The organism is Flavobacterium gillisiae (assembly GCF_900107635.1).
GTDB classification, from domain to species: domain Bacteria; phylum Bacteroidota; class Bacteroidia; order Flavobacteriales; family Flavobacteriaceae; genus Flavobacterium; species Flavobacterium gillisiae.
This window is the reverse complement of the sequence record NZ_FNRD01000008.1, coordinates 78,180-98,551: the sequence shown is the minus strand read 5'-3', so window position 1 is coordinate 98,551 and position 20,372 is coordinate 78,180. Positions and strand designations below refer to the sequence as shown.

The following is a 20,372-nucleotide window of genomic DNA, read 5'->3' as shown; positions in this document are numbered from 1 at the left end:
TAATTTGGACTTTATTTTTTTTAGTACTACATTTCAGACGCTTTTATTTTCGTGAATTATATTTATAAATTTTAATATGATCCATTTCTCAAATCTTCCTTAACTTTGTTTTTATATAACAGTAGATACAAACATGAATATCCCTAATTCAAATTTGCCGAGAATCGTAATTATTGGTGGTGGTTTTGCAGGAATCGCTCTAGCCAAAGAACTAAAGAATCAAAAAGTACAAGTAGTTCTTTTAGACAAGCATAATTACCACACTTTTCAGCCACTATTATATCAGGTGGCAACTGGAGGTCTTGAGGCAGGTTCTATTGCCTATCCCATCCGTAAGGTTATTCAGGAATATGATGATTGTTATTTCCGACTAACAAATGTGCAGGAAATCGATACTAAGAATAAAAAAATCATTACCGAAATTGGAGAATTAAGCTATGATTATCTTGTTATTGCTACAGGGTCAAAAACCAATTATTTTGGTAATAAAGACATTAAACGATACAGTATGGCGATGAAAACCATACCGCAATCCTTAAACATCAGAAGCCTTATTCTAGAGAACTTTGAGCAAGCAGTTTTAACGACTGACGTTGCCGAAAAGAATAGTTTAATCAATTTTGTACTTGTAGGTGGAGGCCCCACGGGAGTAGAGTTAGCTGGTGCTCTTGCCGAAATGAAAAAAGCAATTCTACAAAAGGATTATCCCGATTTAGACATTGCCAAAATGGAAATTAACCTAATTCAGAGCGGCGATAGGATTCTTAATACCATGACCGAAAAGTCATCAATGGCCGCCGAAAAATTCTTGGTCGAACTGGGGGTTAAGATTTGGAAAAATGTTCGGGTGACTAATTATGATGGTCGTACCATAACTACTAATTCTGATTTGGCTTTTGATACAGCCACTGTAATATGGACTGCGGGAGTTCAAGGAGCTGTAGTAGCGGGGCTTGATGCTAATTCTTTAGTGGAAAGAGTAGAACGCATCCGCGTCAATCAGTTCAGCCAAGTAAAAGGTTATGATGACATTTTTGCTGTAGGAGATATTGCTTCTATGGAAACAGAGGAGTATCCGCAAGGACATCCTATGATGGCTCAACCTGCTTTGCAACAAGGAAAACTACTGGGGGAAAATATTGTGAATTTAATTCAAAATAAAGCCATGGAACCATTCGAATACAATGATAAGGGATCGATGGCAACTATAGGTCGCAATAAAGCTGTAGTAGATTTACCTAATTACCATTTCAGCGGTGTTTTTGCTTGGTTTGTTTGGATGTTTGTGCATTTATTCTCGCTAATAGGATTCAAAAATAAAGCCGTGGTTTTCTTAAACTGGGTTTATAATTATATTCGTTTTGACCGTGAAGGCCGTCTGATTATCAGGCCCTACAAAAAGAAAAGCTTCACTGCTTTTACTAGTGATGAGGTTTGATTATAGTAGGAGTTATCGATATTTTATAAAGGACAGAGTTATTCTAATTTATTTACTTAAATACTTGGAAAATAATTTGGACCTAGGAGATGATTCTTGAAAAAAACGGATTTGCTAAAGGCTGTAATATCATTCTTACGAGGCTGATAATCAGCGTATATTGACCTGTGATACCATTCTTACAATGTATTGATTAACAGTAATTTAACTTATTTTTAATATTAGTAACTCATTGAAAATGAGCTCTTTATGTTTTTAAATGTTTATTACGTTTTGGCAAGCTGTTTTTTTAAACAGTTTTAAATTAATTTAGACTTTTAAACCAAGTCCTAAAATTAATGAAAAGCATTATTATTTCCAATTTCAAACCCGTTCTTGTGGGAAAATTAATCGATCAAGAAAAGCTTAATCAATACACCAAGTTTCTATACCATCATTTTCAACATCTAGGGAAATCATGTGAAACTTTAATTGATAAAGTGAAAATTGTACCGAGTAGTTTTGAGGAGATTTCAAATCAGGTTGATAAGTATTCAGTTTCTTCTGAAAACATCAATAAAAGGCAAATTCTAATTTTTGAAGAGGTGGAAGATTTTCTTGAAAATAAAATGGCCGCAACTTCACCTATAGACTATGACTTTCCTTCAAATTTGGCGACAAAGACAGGAGATACATTTGGACCCAAAATTGGAGTTCGAATGGAATGGTTCAAAAACAAAATGGGGTATGTTTTTGACGAGTTTTATTCAGATATTGATAAAGCTCCTGAAAACTTAGTTCACGTGACTTGTTCGGGATACTCATCTCCGAGTGTAGCACAACAGGCCGCAATAAGTAGAGAATGGGAAACGACCCAGGTTACACATTCTTACCAAATGGGGTGTTACGGTGCTTTTCCAGCTATTCGTACGGCGAGTAGCCTCATAAGTGGTAGTACAACTAATGGAAGAGCTGATGTGGTTCATACCGAGTTGCTTTCAGCGCATTTAAATTTAACTGAATTTTCTATAGCTAATACGATGATTTGTTCTCTTTTTGCTGATGGCTTTATTGGGTATTCTTTGTACGAAGAAGATTCTTTCATGAACGATGAGACGATATTAGAGAAAAAAGGTTTACGAATCTTAGCTTCACATGAAGTTATCATTCCAGATTCATTGGAGGACATGTCTTGGGAAATAGGCGAGTACAATTTTTTAATGACCCTTTCTAAGAGAGTTCCTGTTTTTATCCGTAAAAACATCAAGGGTTTTCTATCGACACTTTGTGCTAAAGTAGGTGTTGATCTTGAAGCAGAAAAATCCAAAATGCATTTCGCTATACATCCAGGTGGACCTAAAATTATTGATTATGTAGTAGATGCTATTGGAATAACTAAAGAACAAGCCAGTTGGTCCTATGATATATTGTATCGTCATGGAAATATGTCGTCAGCCACGGTACCTCATATTTTTAATGAAATCGTCAACGATTCAAATATACCAGCAGGAACTAAAATTGTTGCAATGGCATTTGGACCCGGTCTTACCGCCACAGGATTGCTACTGGAAAAAATATAAGTATCGTCTAGAATACAAACTAATAAATAAGTATTCTTCTTAGATAATTTAGAATGATAAGACTGTAATGAGTTATAAAAAGTAAGTTAGGCAATAATATGTCCGGGCTTGTTTTTATAACTCATTATTTTTTTTGCCGTAATAATTCACCATCAAATTCACAAACTTACTGTAACTCTCTATACCGTCTTTTTGCTGATTCAATTTCAGGAATTGATCATAAAACAGATGAAAACCAGTTTCAATAGGGGTTCTATATTGCTTTCTAAAATTGGTGCTTTCCTTATAGTTTTTTAATATTCCAGGATGAACGGTTTTCAGTATTTGGTCAAATGATTCCGGGTTGCTATATTCTAAAATTCCTAAACAATACCATAAAGCATAACTGTAACCTGAATATTTAATGTATACATTGTCGTTTTTTACAGAGGCTAGAAAACCAATAAAATTGCATTCGGTTTCGTTGGCAAATCCCATTTGGTGCGCCATTTCATGATTGGTAGTCATGGGAAAACTATACATGGGGCCTAAATAGTTCACATTTGCCTCGTTAGTAAACGGATTTAGATATCCTCCAAATCCCATATAAGTTAAGGGCAGACTAAACAATGATTTTTTAGTACTTAAAGTTATAAAATGAAAGTTCTGATGTTGCTTCGATAAGTTATTGTAACCATTTAAATTCATTACAAAAACCTGTTCTTGCGAATAAGGAAAAACTACTTTTGAGCTATCTGATTTTGTGATTTGTAATTGTATTTGGTTTGTTTTTGCAATCAATTTTTTAGTAAAATCCAACAAGTCAATATTTGTATACTCTCTTTTAATTTCCATTTTTTTAAATAATGGCTCGCGATAATAATTCAAAGCCCACAGAATATGAAACAAAAAATAAAATACGGAGAAAAAACGGAGCAACTGCAAGCTATTGTCTTTCCAATTTTGTTTCCAGGATTTTCTTTTGTTCCAGAACCATTTCAAAACAAAGAAAATTAAAAGGATATAAAGACAATCCCCTACCGAAAAAGGAATGCTGCCCAATGCAGTTCTTGAAAATTGAGATATGATTAAATAGATGCCATTACTGTAATAACGCTCCACACTTTCAGGGAAAAACGAAATAAGCTGCAGCAGAATTATTTGGACAATAAGGAAAAGAGGTAGTAAGTATTTTGATTTCACGAAGCGGAATTTTATTTACGGGGCATTTTTTTTGTGAATGGTAAATATAGTGACTTTTTGTTTCGCAGAAAGACGTTGACTTTTTTGTTTGACAGAGAAACGCAAAGTAAACACAGAGCGGCACAAAGTTTTTTTACTATATAAGTCATATAAGTTTTTGTTTCGCAGAGAAAGGGCAGCCATTCATAAAGATTTTCCACACAGCGTGTCATTTCGCAGAAATTTCGCGATGGCAGCTTGACTAGAGGAGCGCATATAAGTTTTCCTTGTGAAAAAAGACAGAAAAAGATAAAAAACGCCACAAAACAGGTCATTGCGAGGAACGAACCTATCACGACTGCGGCATCACATTATAGGTGTACTTTTCTAGCTTCAGTTTGTGATTTTTTTATCTAATGCCTCGTAATGACTAAGGTTGCTGATTTTTTTTTTTAAACGTTATCTATTTGCAGTTGATCGCGTGAAGGGGAGGAGCTAACTACCGAAGTAGTGCGTATCACCTGACAGCACTATAGAAAGGGGCTTTGTGAACGGAAAAATAAGAAAGCCCCTTTTTATAGTGGTGGCACGCCCAAAAAATTGTGCTAATTTTAAGGGAGAAATTTCCTTGTAAGGCTATAAACGAATTTAAACTTTGTAACTTTGAGCTTTAAAAATGTTAAACTTCAAACAACAATAAATGAGTCAAGAGATAAGAAATTTAGAACCAAAAGTACTTTGGAATAAGTTTGCCGATTTGAATGCTGTTCCTCGCCCTTCAAAAAAAGAAGAGCGTGTAATTGAATTTATGAAAAACTTTGGTGAGAGCCTTGGATTAGAGACTTTTGAAGATGATATTCGCAATGTAATTATCCGCAAGCCGGCGACTCTAGGAATGGAAAACCGTAAAGCGATAGTAATACAGGGACACTTAGATATGGTGCACCAAAAAAATTCGGATACTGTTTTTGATTTCGATACACAGGGAATTGATATGTATGTAGACGAAGACTGGGTTCGCGCTAGAGGAACTACACTTGGAGCAGATAATGGATTAGGAGTTGCCGCAATTATGGCGGTTTTAGAAAGCACTGATATTGCGCATCCTGCTATTGAAGCTTTGTTTACTATTGACGAAGAGACTGGAATGACGGGTGCTTTGAACCTTAAAGGCGGAATCCTGCAAGGACAAATTCTTTTGAATTTAGATACAGAAGAGGATGACGAAATCGACATTGGTTGTGCTGGTGGAATTGACGTTACTGCTACTGCTGAGTATGATGAAGAGGAAACTCCTGAAGGTTCTGTAGGGTATTCAATTACGGTAAAAGGATTAAATGGTGGGCATTCAGGAATGGATATTCACAAAGGACTTGGGAATGCTAATAAAATTATGAATCGCCTGTTATTTGATGGTTTTGATAATTTTGGATTGCAAATAGCTGAAATTAAAGGAGGAAGCCTTCGTAATGCTATTCCGCGTGAGAGTGTGGCGCAAGTAATTATTGCTTCGGTATTTGATGAAGCTTTTGTGTTTGATATGCAACAAGTGGTTAATGATATTAAAACAGAATTAAAAACGACTGAACCTAATTTAGAGGTGGTTTTTGAGAAACTAGATACTACACCGGCAAAAGTAATGCCGTCTATTGCTCAGTATTATTTTGTAAGAGCGATGTATACTGCTCACAACGGCGTGTATAGAATGAGCGCTGACTTTGCTGATTTAGTAGAAACGTCTAATAATATAGCTAAAGTAGTTTTAGGCGAAGGAAAGCTTTCTGTACAGTGTTTAACGCGTTCGTCTGTAGAGACGGCTAAGTTTGATTTGGCGAATGCTTTGACATCCGCTTTTGAATTGATGGGTTGTGAAGTGGAGCTTGCAGGATCATATCCTGGTTGGACGCCGAATGCTGAATCTGAGATTCTAGATGTGTTAGTGCCTATTTATGAGAAACAAACGGGTGAAAAACCAAGTGTTGTTGCTTGTCATGCAGGATTAGAATGTGGGATTCTGGGAACAAATTATCCAGAGATGGATATGATTTCTTTTGGTCCTACTATTCGTGGAGCACATTCCCCTGATGAAAGAGCGAGTATCTCATCTTCTCAAAAATTCTGGAAATTTTTATTAGAGATTCTAGCTAATATTCCTGTAAAATAATAATTAGATTTAATTACAAAAATTAACCCTCGTTTAGTAATAAACGAGGGTTTGTTATTTAAAAGAATTACTCTCTTTTGGGAGCGTTTTTTTTCTCTCTTTTTTCTTCTTTCTTTTCTTTAGCCGTTTTAAGAGGCTCTTTCTTGGCGGTTTTCTTCGCGTCTTGACTTTTTGCCATGATATCAGTATTTGGATTTTCTTGTTTAATGTAAGTAAATGTATGTAATATTTTGGTTTCTTCTAAATATTATTTTAAAAAATCCCCAATCACGTTAGTAATTGGGGATATATAGTTTTTATGTACGTGATTCATTAAAATCGAGAATATAGCTTAATTACCTTTTTTTCAAGATTTTATATTCTTCATAACAACCACTAATAGCATCCATTATCTGTAAGTCATTTGCTGTTTGAATAAAAGACTCAGAGTAATTACAGCGTTGCAATATTTCGGGTATTTCTTTTTTATCAATCCCCAGAAGTACCGCAAGGGTTTCTCTATCAAATTTAGATTCCAAAAGATTACGCACTGTATCGTCCTTCCTCATTTCTTTTAATTTTTTTAATTCTTTTGGGTTTTTACCAAAGAAATTATAAAGCATATCTGTGGGGTTGAAAATGGAGCCTAGAACTCTTCCAAATGCATTTGGAGAGTATTCACCAGCTTCATACCCATGCGTTAAGCCAGAAATACTGTAGCGGTAATTTTCGCTTGTAGGAATTGTTTTTGAATCTACTTCTAGATATCCTGTTAAGTTGAATGGTCTTATTACTACTTCTTCAAGCGCAATAGCACTCTCAGTCAGGAAAATTTTAGCTACTTTGTTTTTGATCCAGTCATTCGTCACTTTAACTCGAAGAGATTGAAAGCCTAGAAGGGAAATATGTAAAGTATCGGTTGGTTGGACATCAATTTCAAAATAACCATTAGAGTCGGTTCGAGCTCCTCTAACTTTATTGATATTGATAATATTTGCATTAATCAATGCCGACTTAGTGTTGTCGTTATAGATAAAGCCGGATACTTTTTGGGAGTGAACTATCTCTTGTGCAGTTGCGGTTAAGGATAGTGCTAAAAAAAAGAGAACTATAAAATATTTCATAAACTGATTTAAAACTTTAAAAGTAGTAAAACAGGATTAAATATTTTATAGTTCTCTTATAATTATAAGAAAATTAACAGTAGATGTTAGTCTCTTCTTGGTCTTCTTGGTCTAGGTGCGTCACCAAAACTTTCAGAACGTCTAGGAGCTCTGTCTGAAGAACCTTCGCTTCTTGGAGCTGAGCTTCTTCCGCCAAAACCACCTTCTCTAGGAGCTGAGCTTCTTCCGCCGAAACCACCTTCTCTTGGAGCAGAGTTTCTATCGCTTCTAAAACCACCACCACCAGAACCTTCTCTTCTTGGTGCAAAACTACCTTCTCTTCTTGGAGCAGAACTTCTTCCACCACCAAAACCACCACCAGAGCTTCTTCCGTTGTGATCACGTCTTCCGCCACCATCATTTTTAGAAATTTCAACATTGATACGACGTCCTTCTAATTGTACGTTGTTCAATACTTCCATAACTTTATCTGTATGCTCAGGATCTGTGTTAAAGAAAGAGAAACCTTCTTTTACGTCTACTTTGAAAACGTCATCACGACCTAAGTCTAATGTCTCTTTCAAGTAATCTTTTAATGACATCCAATCGAAGTTATCTCTAGAACCTATGTTCACAAAATATCTTGTTGCACCACCATTATTATCTCTTGGAGCGCCATCTCTGTCATCACGTCTTTCAGAACCTGAAGCTTGATTAGAGATGTCTCTAGTTTTCTTGTAATAGTTGATGAAACGGTTGAATTCAACTGAAACCATTTTCTTGATTAACTCTTCTTTCGATAAGTCTTCAAGTACGTTATTAATTGCAGGAAGATAGTTGTCAATTTCGTGATCAACTTCTACATCCTTAATCTTATTAGCTAAGTGCAATAATTGGATTTCGCAGATTTCGATTCCTGAAGGAACTGTTTTTTCTTCGAATTTTTGTTTGATGATTCTTTCAATAGAAGAAATCTTACGCAATTCGCTTTTAGTTACAATTACAATAGAAGTACCTAATTTACCAGCACGACCAGTACGACCTGAACGGTGATTGTAAGTTTCTATTTCGTCAGGTAGTTGATAGTTTACTACGTGAGTAATGTTATCAACGTCAATTCCACGTGCTGCAACATCAGTAGCTACAAGCATTTGGATTTGTCTTCCTCTAAAAGATTTCATTACACCATCACGTTGCGCTTGAGATAAATCTCCGTGCAATGCAGCAGCGCTGTATCCATCTTCTACTAATTTCTCAGCAACAGCTTGTGTATCACGTTTTGTTCTACAGAAAACTACAGAAAAGATATCTGGATTAGCATCAGCTAAACGTTTTAAAGCTTCATAACGGTCACGTGCGTTTACAAGGTAAAACTCATGTGAAACCGTAGCAGAACCTGAATTCTTAGCTCCTACAGTAATTTCAATTGGGTCACGCATGAATTGTTTTCCAATTCTAGCAACTTCTGCTGGCATTGTAGCCGAGAATAACCATGTGTTTTTTTCGTCTGGCGTAGTTGATAGGATGTTTACGATATCTTCGTAGAAACCCATGTTCAACATTTCGTCAGCTTCGTCAAGAATACAATAATTAATTTGAGAAATGTTTACCAATCCTCTGTTAATCATATCTTGCATTCTTCCTGGAGTTGCCACAATAATTTGTGCGCCTCTCTTAATTTCTCTTGCTTGGTCTGTTATGCTAGCTCCACCGTAAACTGCTACCACATTAATACCTTTTTCGTATTTAGAGTAGTTTTTAATTTCGTTGGTAATCTGCAAACAAAGTTCGCGTGTTGGAGATAAAATTAATGCTTGTGTATTTCTGTTGTCGGCATCAATTTTCTGAATAACTGGAAATCCAAATGCTGCCGTTTTCCCTGTCCCTGTTTGAGCCAACGCAACCATATCTGTGTCTTTTTCCAATAATAGGGGAATCGCTTTCTCCTGTACTTCGGTCGGATTCTCAAATCCTAGATCTAAAATCGCCTTCAGTAACGATTCACTCAATCCTAATTGTTCAAATTTATTCATATGTGTTTTTAAAATAGGGTGCAAAAGTACTGTTAATATTTGAGATAAACTAATGCTATTTCAAGTTTTGGTATTTTATTATTATTTGATTATCAGAAAGTTAGATTTTTATTTTTAGATTTAGCGCTCTGAATTTCGATTTGAATAAAGAAATAAGAGTGCGAACAGCAAATTTCCGAATTAAAATCGGTGGATTTTAACATTTATTTTTCATTTTTCAAAAAGCTGATTAGTAGTTGCGTTGCCTTTCCTCTGTGACTGATCTGATTTTTTAATTCAGACGATAGTTGCGCGAAAGTTTCCTCATACCCTACAGGTTGAAAGATAGGATCATAACCGAAACCTTCACTTCCAGCTCTGGCTAAGGAGATTTGGCCTTTGGCTATACCTGTAAAGTGATATTGGTTTCCCTTTATATTTAGCGTAATTACCGTTTTGAAATGCGCGCTCCTATTAGTTTTATCAGATAAGGCTTCCAGTAGTCTATCCATATTGTCTTCAGAACTGCGTTGTTCACCAGCATACCTAGCAGAGTATACCCCGGGAGCTCCGTTCAGCGCTTCCACTTCGAGTCCTGTATCATCAGCAAAACAATCGTAGCCATATTTTTCAGTTACATAATTAGCTTTTAAAATGGCGTTCCCTTCTATAGTATCAGCAGTTTCTGGAATCTCCTCATGACAACCGATATCTTCCAAGCTTACTATTTCTATACTTGATGGAAGTAGTTGTTGGATTTCCTTTATTTTGTTTTTGTTGTTTGAAGCGAAGACGAGTTTCATTTGTTTTTATTTTGGATGTATCAAAGGTAAGTGTTTTTTGAAATAGGCCTCAGTTATATTGGTTAGCTTAATTGTCTGGGATTTCTTTACCTTTTTTTTAAAGGCGTTAAATCAAAGTTAAAACACTGTTTTTTAATATATTAATGCTGTACTTGTCGTATCTTTGAGTATGATTTCGGTTTGTTATTGAATATGGCCATCTGAAAGGAGTAGCGTATTTGATAATCAGTTGTATCGAAAGGTATAAGTTGATGATGATAAACCAAAGTCTAAATATTGGAGGTCTGTAAAAAGACCTCCTTTTTTATTGGGATTAATCGTTAGAATAAGATTCCACATTAATCTGGTATTTATATAGTAATTTAATATTAGTATAAAAAGAACTCAATTGATGACTATAAATTATTGATTCGTCGACATAATTAACAATTGTGTAAAACCGTACGGAAATAGAGTTAATTATCGGTTAAAGTGTTGATTTACAGGGTTTTTTATTGAATTATTTGTATCTTTGATATGTGGTTTTGATTAATTACTTGTGTATTTCAATCTTCACATGAGAATGATAACGCAATATTCAGCTATACTATATTTTATGGATGAGTTGATAATGGTAAATCAGAACTAACAATTGGAGGGCTTTAATAGCCCTCCTTTTTTTTGACCTCGAAGTTTGCTTTAGTACTGCGTAACGCTTCCCAAGTTGTCTGGGAAATACAAATCAGAGAGATGTGTGAATTCATCCCCACGCATAAAAATACTACCGTCAACCTCTTTATAGCTAGATTTGCCCGCTGCTGCAAGTAGTTCATTTGCTGCATGTAAGGTGTTTTTATGGAAATGAAAAACTCGTTCTGACTTATCTGTTACAACCAAACCCTTCATTAACACCTTATCTTGTGTAGCAACGCCCGTAGGGCAGGTATTGCTATTGCATCTCAATGCCTGAATGCAGCCTAATGAAAACATAAAACCTCTGGCGCTGTTGCACATATCTGCTCCCATTGCGATTGCTCTAAGTATGGAGTAGCCTGAGATTATTTTGCCACTGCATATTACGCGTATTTTGTCTCGAATATTCAGCCTGATTAATGTTTTGTTTACAAAGATTAGTGCAGGTTCAAATGGCATTCCTACACCGTCCGAAAATTCCAATGGCGCAGCACCTGTTCCGCCCTCAGCACCATCAACCGTTATAAAGTCTGGGAAACAGTTCTGCAGTATCATTTCTTGGCAAATTAATTCAAATTCGTTTGTCTGACCGATGCATAGTTTAAAACCAATAGGTTTTCCATTAGATAATTGGCGTAACAAAACGACGAACTGTATTAAGCCTGTCGCATCATGAAACGCACTGTGACTAGGGGGAGAAAGAATGGTTGTGTGTGGTTTGACTCCTCTTATTTTTGCGATTTGGGCTGTGTTTTTTTTCGCGGGTAATACGCCTCCATGACCTGGTTTCGCGCCTTGTGATAATTTTATTTCAATCATCTTTACAAAAGGGTTGTTGGCTTTTTGGGTGAATTTTTCAGGATCAAAATTTCCCTCATCACTCCGGCAGCCAAAATATCCAGTACCTATTTGCCAAGTTACGTCACCGCCTTGTAGATGAAATTCAGTTAACCCACCTTCACCAGTATTGTGATAAAAATTTCCCTTTAGCGCTCCTTTATTGAGCGCTACAATTGCATTTTCGCTCAACGAACCAAAACTCATTGCAGAAATATTTAATATAGAAGCTGAATAAGGTTGGGTGCAATCTTGTCCGCCCACTAGAATTCGGGGTAAATCATGATTAACTTTAACTGCAAAGACGGAATGTCTTATGCCTTCGTAATTGGATTGGTTGATGTCTAATTGTGTTCCAAATGGAGTGGTGGCGTCTATATTTTTAGCTCTTTGATAAGCAAGAGCACGTTCATTTCTTGAAAATGGTTTTCCATCAGTATTTCGTTCAATAAAATACTGTTGTATCTCCGGTGCAATAGTTTCAAAGGAATATCTAAAATAACCTAAAATAGGGAAATTTCTAAGAATGGCATGTTTCTTCTGAATGCTATTTAAAAGACCAATAAATAATAGGACTAATAAAAAAATAGGTAAGACTAGCCCAATGTTAAAGTAGAAATACGCTGCCATTCCATAAGCGAAAAATTTGATTCTCATAGCAACGATTTTTGTAGACCTCTAATTTAGTAAGAATATAAGTTCTTTCGCATATTTAATTATTATAAAAAATATTATATAATTGCATAGACGGAAACGAATTAGTAAAACTAAAGAAGTAGTTTCTACGTAAATACGATTAATACAAAGAATAAAATACAAGAATGAAAAAATATACCACCACGAGTAATGCTTTTATAATTTTCTTTTTTATGTTCATTTTTAGTAATACATATTCGCAATATGTATTTCAGGCTGATACATTGCCTGAGGAAATATCTTTACATAAGTATACGACTATAGCAGATGTGGGTAAGAAAGAATTAAATATTCAATATATAATGAGCCATTATGATGCATTGAATCCTAGGGCATTAAAAACGGAAAATGATGATTTAGGTTTTACCCAAAATAATTTTTGGGCAAAATTGACACTTCAAAACCCAACTGATTCAGACTTACATTATTATTTAGAAACGGCATTGCCGATAACGGACCTCGTGGAGTTATATACGATTGACGAAGTTTCTGGTGAAATTACAAAGGCAGTAAGTGGAGATGTTTTAGCTTTTTCAAAAAGAGCATATGATAATCGCAGAACCATTTTTAAAATTGACATCCAGTCTAAGTCAAACTTAAAATTATTTCTGCATTTAAAAAGTGATGGAGAAGTACTTAAGATACCGTTGATTTTGCGCACGGCCGATAATTTTATACAGAAGATTTCTTTTGAACAATTAGTTTTCGGATTTTTTTACGGCATTTTGGCAATTGTGGCTGTTATTTACTTTTTTTTCTTTTATGCTTTAGGGAAAATTACCTTTTTGTATTATAGTTTATATGTTGTTTTTGTAGGTCTCTTGCAATTTGCATTAGATGGTTTTTTCTATGAATTTGTAACTCCTTTTGGCGGATGGTTTTCAAACTATTCCGTACTTTTTATTGCGATAATTGCCGTTTTTTTATCGGGAAAATATAGCGAAGTATTTTTGAAAATAAAAAAGTACAGTAGAACGATTTACATTTTGTTTAATGTTGCTTATGTATTACTCTTTACTTTATTAGCTTGTGTGATTTTATTTCCTTCACTCTTGTTACTTTGCTATATTTTAGTAAATGTACTTACACTAGTATTCCTGGTCTTGATCGTATATTCTATAATTTACCTGTACTACAACAGAAAACCGGTAGACTCTTTTTTCTCGGCCGGTATTTTGTTTTTGATTGTTGGGTTTAGCGTATTTATATTACATAATTTTGGGCTACTTCCTAGTAATTTTTTGACTCAAAATAGTTCTAAGTTGGGAACTGGCGTGGAAGTTATTTTCCTTTCACTGTCGATGTCTAATTTAATAAGAAGTTTAAAAAACGAAAAAAATGAGCTGAATCGAATTGCGTTAGTTCGCTCAGAGGAGATGAATGATCTAAAAACTTATTTTTTATCCAATATCAGCCACGAGTTGCGAACGCCATTAAATGCAATTATGAATTTAATAGATTCTGTTTCGAATGAAGTAGAAGATGAAAAAATCAGAAAGAATTGCCAAGTCATAAAATATTCGTCTCATAGTTTACTGAGTTCTGTTAATGATATTTTAGATTTTTCTAAAATTGAAAAAAAAGAAATGAAATTAGAGAAAGTCACCTTTACCCCAGGGAAAATTTTAGAGGGTTTAAAAAAGAATGCAGATATACGAGCGCGAGACAAAGGGCTAGACTTTCAATTTTCGATCTCAAATGATATGCCTGCAGTTATTAAGGGGGATGAAACTAGATTAGTACAAGTTGTAAATAACGTGCTTAGTAATGCCATTAAATTTACGTCCGAGGGCTTTGTGAATTTTAATGTGAGTGTTCTGATGAAAGAAGATAATAAGGTACGTTTAATATTGAAGGTTTCTGACTCAGGAGTGGGAATACCAAAAGAAAAAATGGATAGTATTTTTGATTCGTTTTCTCAAAATAATATCGATAATAAAAGAAAATTCGGTGGACTTGGTCTCGGGTTGTTTATTGTTAAGACGTTAGTGGATATGCAAGATGGGACAATAAAAATGGAAAGTAGAGTGGGTGAGGGTACAAGTTGTGAAATTTCAATTGATTATGATATTATCGAGTCAAAAAGAATTGAAGTAGTTTCTGCTGAACCTGCTGTTTATGACTTAGGAGGAAAAACTATTCTAGTGGTAGAAGACAATGCGATGAATCAGATGGTTATTAAGATGATTACAAAAAAATGGTTGAACACCACTGTCCTCTATGCTAATAATGGTCAGGAGGGATTAGATGTATTGAAGGAAAATAAAATTGATATTGTTTTAATGGATCTCCAAATGCCGGTTATGGATGGTTATGAAGCAACAATTGCGATAAGAAATGGTGAAGTAGGAATAGAAAATGCGAACATTCCTATTATCGCGGTAACTGCTGACGTCATGGAAAGCACAAAATCACGTGTCTCAGAAATAGGAATGAACCATTATTTATCTAAGCCAATTAAAAAAGAAGCTTTATATGATATAGTTAAGGAATTAGCCTAGCTAAAACGCAATCGTACGTAAACATGTTTGATTCCTTTTTTTTCTGAATCTCTTTCGTCAATTTCTAGGATATCGGTCAGCGATTTTAACATCGGAGTTAGTTTTGCAAAACCGTAATTACGTGGATCAAATTCGGGTTTTCTTTTTACGATAAAGTTCCCGACATCACCAAGAAAAGCCCAGCCGTCATCATCACAAATGTCTTCTATAGTACTTTCAATAAGTTCTATGGTTTGTGTGTCTATTTTATTAAGTGATGATTTTTCAATAGGTTTTTCAATCGTTTTTTCAACGGGTTTTCCAACTGGTTTTTTAGTGTCGGCAGAACGTTTTTTAGCTTTTTTCTGAATAGCACCATCCAAAACTTCGATATAAATAAATCGGTCACAGGCTACTATAAAAGAATTAGGGGTTTTTTTCTCTCCAATTCCAATAACTTTCATTCCAGATTCTCTTAATCGAATCGCTAATCGCGTAAAGTCTGAATCACTGGAAACGATACAAAATCCGTCCACTTTATCAGAATACAATAAGTCCATAGCGTCAATAATCATGGCAGAATCTGAAGAATTTTTCCCTACGGTGTAGCTATATTGTTGAATAGGTGTTATGGCATGTTCTAGTAAAACGCCTTTCCATCCATTTGCATTGGGTTTTGTCCAATCGGCATAAATCCGTTTTGTCGTTGGTGTTCCGTATTTGGCAATTTCTTCCATCATTCCTTTTACATTGCTGTAAGGAACATTGTCTGCGTCAATTAGAACAGCCAATTTTAATTCTTTTGTATCTTGTGCCATAAATTAAGTCGAATTGAAATATTTATTCAAAGGTACAAAGTTTATTACTGAAAACTAATTTTTGCGGTTCTCACCATGGCATATAGGCCGTTTTTGAGGGTGAAAAGTGTAGCGCGCGGGACGGGTACTAAAAAAAAATGACATAAAATCCTTTTTTAAGGTTTAAATAATTATTTTTGCAACTTCTTAAAATTAAAATTATTACTTAAATATATTATGGTAAAGGATTTATTCGAAAGAATTCAAAACAATAAAGGACCGTTAGGAAAATGGGCTTCACAAGCTGAAGGATATTTTGTTTTTCCAAAACTAGAAGGAGAATTAGGACCGAGAATGAAATTTCAAGGTAAAGAGGTTTTGAACTGGAGTTTGAACGACTATTTAGGTCTAGCAAATCACCCAGAAGTTCGAAAAGCGGATGCTGATGCTGCGTTAGAATTTGGTGCGGCTGCCCCAATGGGAGCTCGTATGATGAGTGGTCACACTAAATACCATGAGCAATTAGAGAATGAATTGGCTGCTTTTGTAATGAAAGAATCAGCTTATTTATTGAATTTTGGTTACCAAGGAATGGTGTCTATTATTGACGCTTTGGTTACTAGAAATGACGTAATTGTATATGATGTTGATGGACATGCTTGTATTATTGACGGAGTTCGCTTACACAGTGGAAAACGTTTTACGTACAAACACAATGACATTGAAAGCATGGAGAAAAACCTGCAACGTGCTACTAAAATAGCTGAAGCTACTGGAGGAGGAATCCTTTTTATTACTGAAGGTGTTTTTGGAATGCGCGGTCAACAAGGTAAATTGAAAGAAATTGTTGCTATGAAGCAAAAATACAATTTCCGTTTATTAGTTGATGATGCACATGGTTTCGGTACTCTTGGTGAAACAGGTGCTGGAGCAGGTGAAGAGCAAGGAGTTCAAGATGATATTGATGTTTACTTCTCTACTTTTGCAAAATCGATGGCTAACATTGGTGCATTTGTAGCGGCTGATAAAGATATTATTGATTATTTGAAATATAATTTACGTTCTCAAATGTTTGCAAAAGCATTGCCTATGATTCAAACTGTAGGTTCATTGAAACGATTAGAGTTATTGCGTAATCACCCAGAATTGAAAAACAAGCTTTGGGAAAATGTAAATGCGTTACAAAGTGGTTTAAGAGAAAAAGGATTTAATATTGGAGATACAAATACTTGTGTAACCCCAGTATATCTTGAAGGAAGTGTACCTGAAGCTATGGTGATGGTAAACGACTTGAGAGAGAATTACGGAATTTTCTTGTCGATTGTAATTTATCCAGTTATTCCAAAAGGGATGATTTTATTACGTGTGATTCCTACTGCTCCTCATACATTGTCTGACATTGATGAGACGTTAGTTGCTTTTGAAGCAATTCGTGAGAAGTTAGAAAACGGTACTTATAAAGAAATTGCATCAACAACTAAGGTTGATTTAGACGCTTAATACGTTATTTTCATATATTCTCTTCATGGGAATGTTATAACAAAAACCATTCATATTATGAATGGTTTTTTTTGTTTTTAGATAATTTCACTAATGTATTAACCATAAATAAAAAGGGTGTGAGTGTTCCTCAATTAGAAGTTGAAGCACCAGTGGAAACAGTAGTCCAAGAATGTTATCAAGCTATAATTGAAAAGGATACCATCACGTTAACTGTTGATGTTAATAATGTAAATCAATTTGAAGGAGAATTGGATTATTCTTATTATCAAAAAGACAAAAGCTTTGGAACAGTTTTTGGAAACGTAAAAGGCGATACTATTTTTGCGGATTATACTTTTCAGTCCGAAGGAAAAACGTCAGTAAGAGAGTTGGTCTTTCTAAAAAAAGATGCAAATACTTTTGTTGAAGGCTATGGTGAAATATTAGAAACTAAAGGGAAAATGGTATTTAAAGATAAAAGTAAAATCAAATTTGACGGAAATATAGTTTACAAAAAAATTAATTGCAAAGAATAAATTTTAAGTAAATATAAAATTAAAAAATATCCATTAGTTTACGCTAATGGATATTTTTTGTTCTAGTGCTAAATTTTAAAACTAAAAACGGAACACTTTTTTAAAGATCTTTTCTAAAAGTTTTTCTTCTGCAATGAACTTCTGGATGAAAGTGTTTCCATAGATTATGAACAGCAGTATTGTCAGCAAGTTCCGGTGTACGGAAACAGTTTAGTACTCCTTTTTCTTTGAAAGTAAGATAATATTCGTTGAATATGATTGCCGTTACCGCTTTGTTTTGAAAGTCAGGATGAACTCCAATTAAATAGAATATCATATCCTTACTTTGTTTTTTAGCTTTAAGTAAATGAATAAAACCAAAAGGGAATAATTTTCCTTTTGCTTTTTGTAAAGCTTTAGAAAATGAAGGCATAACAATGCTAAAAGCAACAATAGTATGGTCTTTGTCTTCTACAAATTTAATATACTCCGGATTTATTAAGCTGATGTATTTTTTCTTGAAGTATTCTTTTTGTATGTCAGTTATGGCTACAAACGAAGATAAGTTAGCATAGGATTCATTGAATAAATCAAACATTTTATCTACATGAGGCATTACTTCTTTGGTAGTCTTGAAATTAAGTGGACTTAGCTGGTATCTTCTTTTTACTAAATCATTGGCCTTTTCGAAAAATTCAGGCTTTACGTTTTCGAAAGGAAATTTACTTTCGATATATTCTTTTTCGGTAACATAACCCAGCTGTTCAAAATGGGTAGCGTAGTATGGATGGTTGTACCAGGTAATCATGGTTCCCAATTGGTCAAACCCTTCAGTAAGCACGCCTACTTTATCTAGATTTGAAAAGCCCATTGGTCCTTCTACGTACTCAAGACCATTTTTTTTTCCTAATTCATATACTTTTTCTAAAAGTGCCTTTGTAACTTCAATATCATCAATTACATCAAACCAGCCAAAACGGACTTTCTTTTTTTGTTGATCATTTACTTCACTCCAATTGACAATTGCCGAAATTCGCCCAACAATTTCATTGTTTTTATAGGCAAGAAAAAAATAAGCTTCCGCATTTTCGAAAGCCGGATTTTTTGTTTTGTCAAAGGATTCTAATTCGTCTGCAATAATGGGAGGAACCCAGAACTCATTGTCTTTATATAAGGAGAAAGGAAATTTGACATATGCCGTTAGTTCACTTTTTGTAATCGCTTCTTTTATAGTAATCATTATCGTTTTTTATTGTGTAGACTCAATTTGGTCTTTACGTTTTTTATTCTTCTTTTCTGCTTTCTTTTCCGCTTTTGATTTGGAGTTGTCACCGCTGTCAATGCTCATTCGCACTTCTTTATAATTCGCATCGTAGCGCCAAGAAAATCCAACACCTCCATACAGGACGGTTGGTGTGTCTTTAAAATTAGTGCTTATCGAGGCATCGATTTGCATGTCCTTGTTTAATAAGTAAGCAGCACCTCCTCTAATAATCGCATCACTGTAAAAATCACTTTTAAACCCTTGGTTTTCAACAAAACCAGACCATTTGTCATTGAATCCTTTTGTCAATGTTAGTACATAACCGTAACTTGGATATTCAGTGCCGATATAATCTGCTATGATGTTTGTTACAAAAACCCATGTCCCGTCACCCAAATGATTCTGAGTAATAAGCATGGCTTTTGGGGAGATATCTCCTTTAGGATTAAAATAATATGGATTATCAGAAAAAGATAAATTAGCTCCAGCAAATACAGAAACCGCTGGGATTAATTGATGCCAATTGAAAGAATGGTTGGCTTTCCAACTATAAATGTTAATGTTCTTTTCGTAATTTTTAAACGGATCGTAAACTAGATATTTAGCACCGAAAACAGTTTGCTTCAGCGCTGACTTTTTGACACTGCTAAATGGTGTGGTGAAATTTGCGTTTTGGTATTGCAAGTCGGCTATTAATTCTAGTCTTTCTAATAATACACCGTATCGCAAGGTAAGGTCTAATCCGAATCCTTTAGCATCATATTCTAATAAACGGTGGTTTTCTTGGATACCGTAAATACCAGTTTCTACTTGAATAACTGATTTTCCAACGGCAAAGGCTGACATAGTCTCGCCGGGTCTGTTTGAATTAATTTGATCCGTATGCTGTCCGTACTGAATTATCGGCAACATAAAAATTAAAGCAGCAAGTACTATTTTAAGTTTTGACATATTGTTTTTGGGTTTAAAAGTAATAACGCTGTTCAAATGTACTATATTTTATCATTTATTTAAGAATGATATTTTAATTTTGTCCCGAAATTTCGGGATGGATTTATTAATTTTGCTAAAAAATATTTGATTATGCAAACTGCCTCCTTTACAGGTTTTATAAGAATACTGTTTTACATTCTGGCTTCCTATTATATTTTTAAGTTTTTGGCAAAATTATTTTTGCCTTTATTAGTTAAAAAAGTAGTGCAAAAAGCGGGAGAGAATTTCCAGCAACAACAAAACAAGGCTCAAGATACTTCATGGAAGAAAGCACAATCTAGCGATGAGGTAATCTATAATACCAAAAACACTACAAAACCACGGGAGACCAAAAAGGTAGGAGATTATGTCGATTACGAAGAAATAGATTAGATTTGCTCTAGTTAATAGTCTCATATTTTAAAAATAAATCTGGAA

15 protein-coding genes are annotated in these 20,372 nt (G+C 34.6%); 7 read left to right on the top strand and 8 right to left on the bottom strand.

Features of this window, described 5'->3' with window-relative positions; all coding sequences use genetic code 11:
- Window positions 1–133: 133 nt before the first annotated feature.
- On the top strand, window positions 134–1,438 hold the full coding sequence (locus BLV35_RS12095) for an NAD(P)/FAD-dependent oxidoreductase (protein WP_091090322.1): 1,305 nt from the start codon (window positions 134–136) through the stop codon (window positions 1,436–1,438).
- Between the two features lie 338 nt (window positions 1,439–1,776).
- On the top strand, window positions 1,777–2,997 hold the full coding sequence (locus BLV35_RS12090; protein ID WP_091090319.1) for a 3-oxoacyl-[acyl-carrier-protein] synthase III C-terminal domain-containing protein: 1,221 nt from the start codon (window positions 1,777–1,779) through the stop codon (window positions 2,995–2,997).
- Between the two features lie 114 nt (window positions 2,998–3,111).
- Here BLV35_RS12090 and BLV35_RS12085 read toward each other — a convergent pair whose 3' ends face one another.
- Window positions 3,112–4,179, bottom strand: a complete 1,068-nt coding sequence (locus BLV35_RS12085; RefSeq protein WP_091090315.1) for a DUF3810 domain-containing protein — start codon at window positions 4,177–4,179, stop codon at window positions 3,112–3,114.
- Between the two features lie 679 nt (window positions 4,180–4,858).
- Between BLV35_RS12085 and BLV35_RS12080 the strand changes: the two genes are divergently transcribed.
- On the top strand, window positions 4,859–6,322 hold the full coding sequence (locus tag BLV35_RS12080; protein WP_091090313.1) for an aminoacyl-histidine dipeptidase: 1,464 nt from the start codon (window positions 4,859–4,861) through the stop codon (window positions 6,320–6,322).
- 335 nt (window positions 6,323–6,657) lie between these two features.
- Here the strand turns inward: BLV35_RS12080 and BLV35_RS12070 are convergent, their stop codons facing one another.
- The 4 genes from BLV35_RS12070 to BLV35_RS12055 all read right to left on the bottom strand — a co-directional run bounded on the left by BLV35_RS12070 (window position 6,658) and on the right by BLV35_RS12055 (window position 12,385).
- Complete coding sequence (locus tag BLV35_RS12070) at window positions 6,658–7,425, bottom strand: carboxypeptidase-like regulatory domain-containing protein (RefSeq protein WP_091090307.1); 768 nt, start codon at window positions 7,423–7,425, stop codon at window positions 6,658–6,660.
- Between the two features lie 86 nt (window positions 7,426–7,511).
- The gene (locus BLV35_RS12065; protein WP_091090303.1) at window positions 7,512–9,437 is read right to left on the bottom strand and encodes a DEAD/DEAH box helicase; all 1,926 of its coding nucleotides are present in this window, start codon (window positions 9,435–9,437) and stop codon (window positions 7,512–7,514) included.
- Window positions 9,438–9,640: 203 nt separating this feature from the next.
- Window positions 9,641–10,219: a non-canonical purine NTP diphosphatase gene (locus BLV35_RS12060; protein WP_091090299.1), complete on the bottom strand. Its 579-nt coding sequence runs from the start codon at window positions 10,217–10,219 to the stop codon at window positions 9,641–9,643.
- Window positions 10,220–10,897: 678 nt separating this feature from the next.
- The gene (locus BLV35_RS12055) at window positions 10,898–12,385 is read right to left on the bottom strand and encodes an FMN-binding glutamate synthase family protein (protein ID WP_091090296.1); all 1,488 of its coding nucleotides are present in this window, start codon (window positions 12,383–12,385) and stop codon (window positions 10,898–10,900) included.
- 164 nt (window positions 12,386–12,549) lie between these two features.
- On the opposite strand from BLV35_RS12055, the gene BLV35_RS12050 reads away from it, so the two are divergent.
- Complete coding sequence (locus BLV35_RS12050; RefSeq protein ID WP_091090293.1) at window positions 12,550–14,925, top strand: hybrid sensor histidine kinase/response regulator; 2,376 nt, start codon at window positions 12,550–12,552, stop codon at window positions 14,923–14,925.
- Here the strand turns inward: BLV35_RS12050 and BLV35_RS12045 are convergent.
- Window positions 14,922–15,722: an NYN domain-containing protein gene (locus tag BLV35_RS12045; protein ID WP_091090289.1), complete on the bottom strand. Its 801-nt coding sequence runs from the start codon at window positions 15,720–15,722 to the stop codon at window positions 14,922–14,924. The genes BLV35_RS12050 and BLV35_RS12045 overlap by 4 nt on opposite strands.
- A 216-nt stretch (window positions 15,723–15,938) precedes the next feature.
- On the opposite strand from BLV35_RS12045, the gene BLV35_RS12040 reads away from it, so the two are divergent.
- Window positions 15,939–17,201 carry a cysteate-C-fatty acyltransferase gene (locus BLV35_RS12040; protein WP_091090286.1) on the top strand — a complete coding sequence of 421 codons (1,263 nt, stop codon included), beginning with the start codon at window positions 15,939–15,941 and terminating at the stop codon, window positions 17,199–17,201.
- 119 nt (window positions 17,202–17,320) lie between these two features.
- Window positions 17,321–17,719, top strand: a complete 399-nt coding sequence (locus BLV35_RS12035; RefSeq protein ID WP_143031857.1) for a hypothetical protein — start codon at window positions 17,321–17,323, stop codon at window positions 17,717–17,719.
- A gap of 100 nt (window positions 17,720–17,819) precedes the next feature.
- Here BLV35_RS12035 and BLV35_RS12030 read toward each other — a convergent pair whose 3' ends face one another.
- Window positions 17,820–18,938 (bottom strand): GTP cyclohydrolase, encoded by a 1,119-nt coding sequence (locus BLV35_RS12030; protein ID WP_091090281.1) that lies wholly within the window; start codon window positions 18,936–18,938, stop codon window positions 17,820–17,822.
- A 9-nt stretch (window positions 18,939–18,947) separates the two neighbouring features.
- Entirely contained in the window at window positions 18,948–19,913 is a 966-nt protein-coding gene (locus BLV35_RS12025; RefSeq protein ID WP_176980613.1) for a transporter, read from the bottom strand.
- 132 nt (window positions 19,914–20,045) lie between these two features.
- Here BLV35_RS12025 and BLV35_RS12020 point away from each other — a divergent pair, with 132 nt between their 5' ends.
- Window positions 20,046–20,327, top strand: coding sequence for a DUF4834 family protein (locus BLV35_RS12020; protein ID WP_091090277.1), 282 nt, complete (start codon window positions 20,046–20,048; stop codon window positions 20,325–20,327).
- Window positions 20,328–20,372 lie beyond the last annotated feature (45 nt).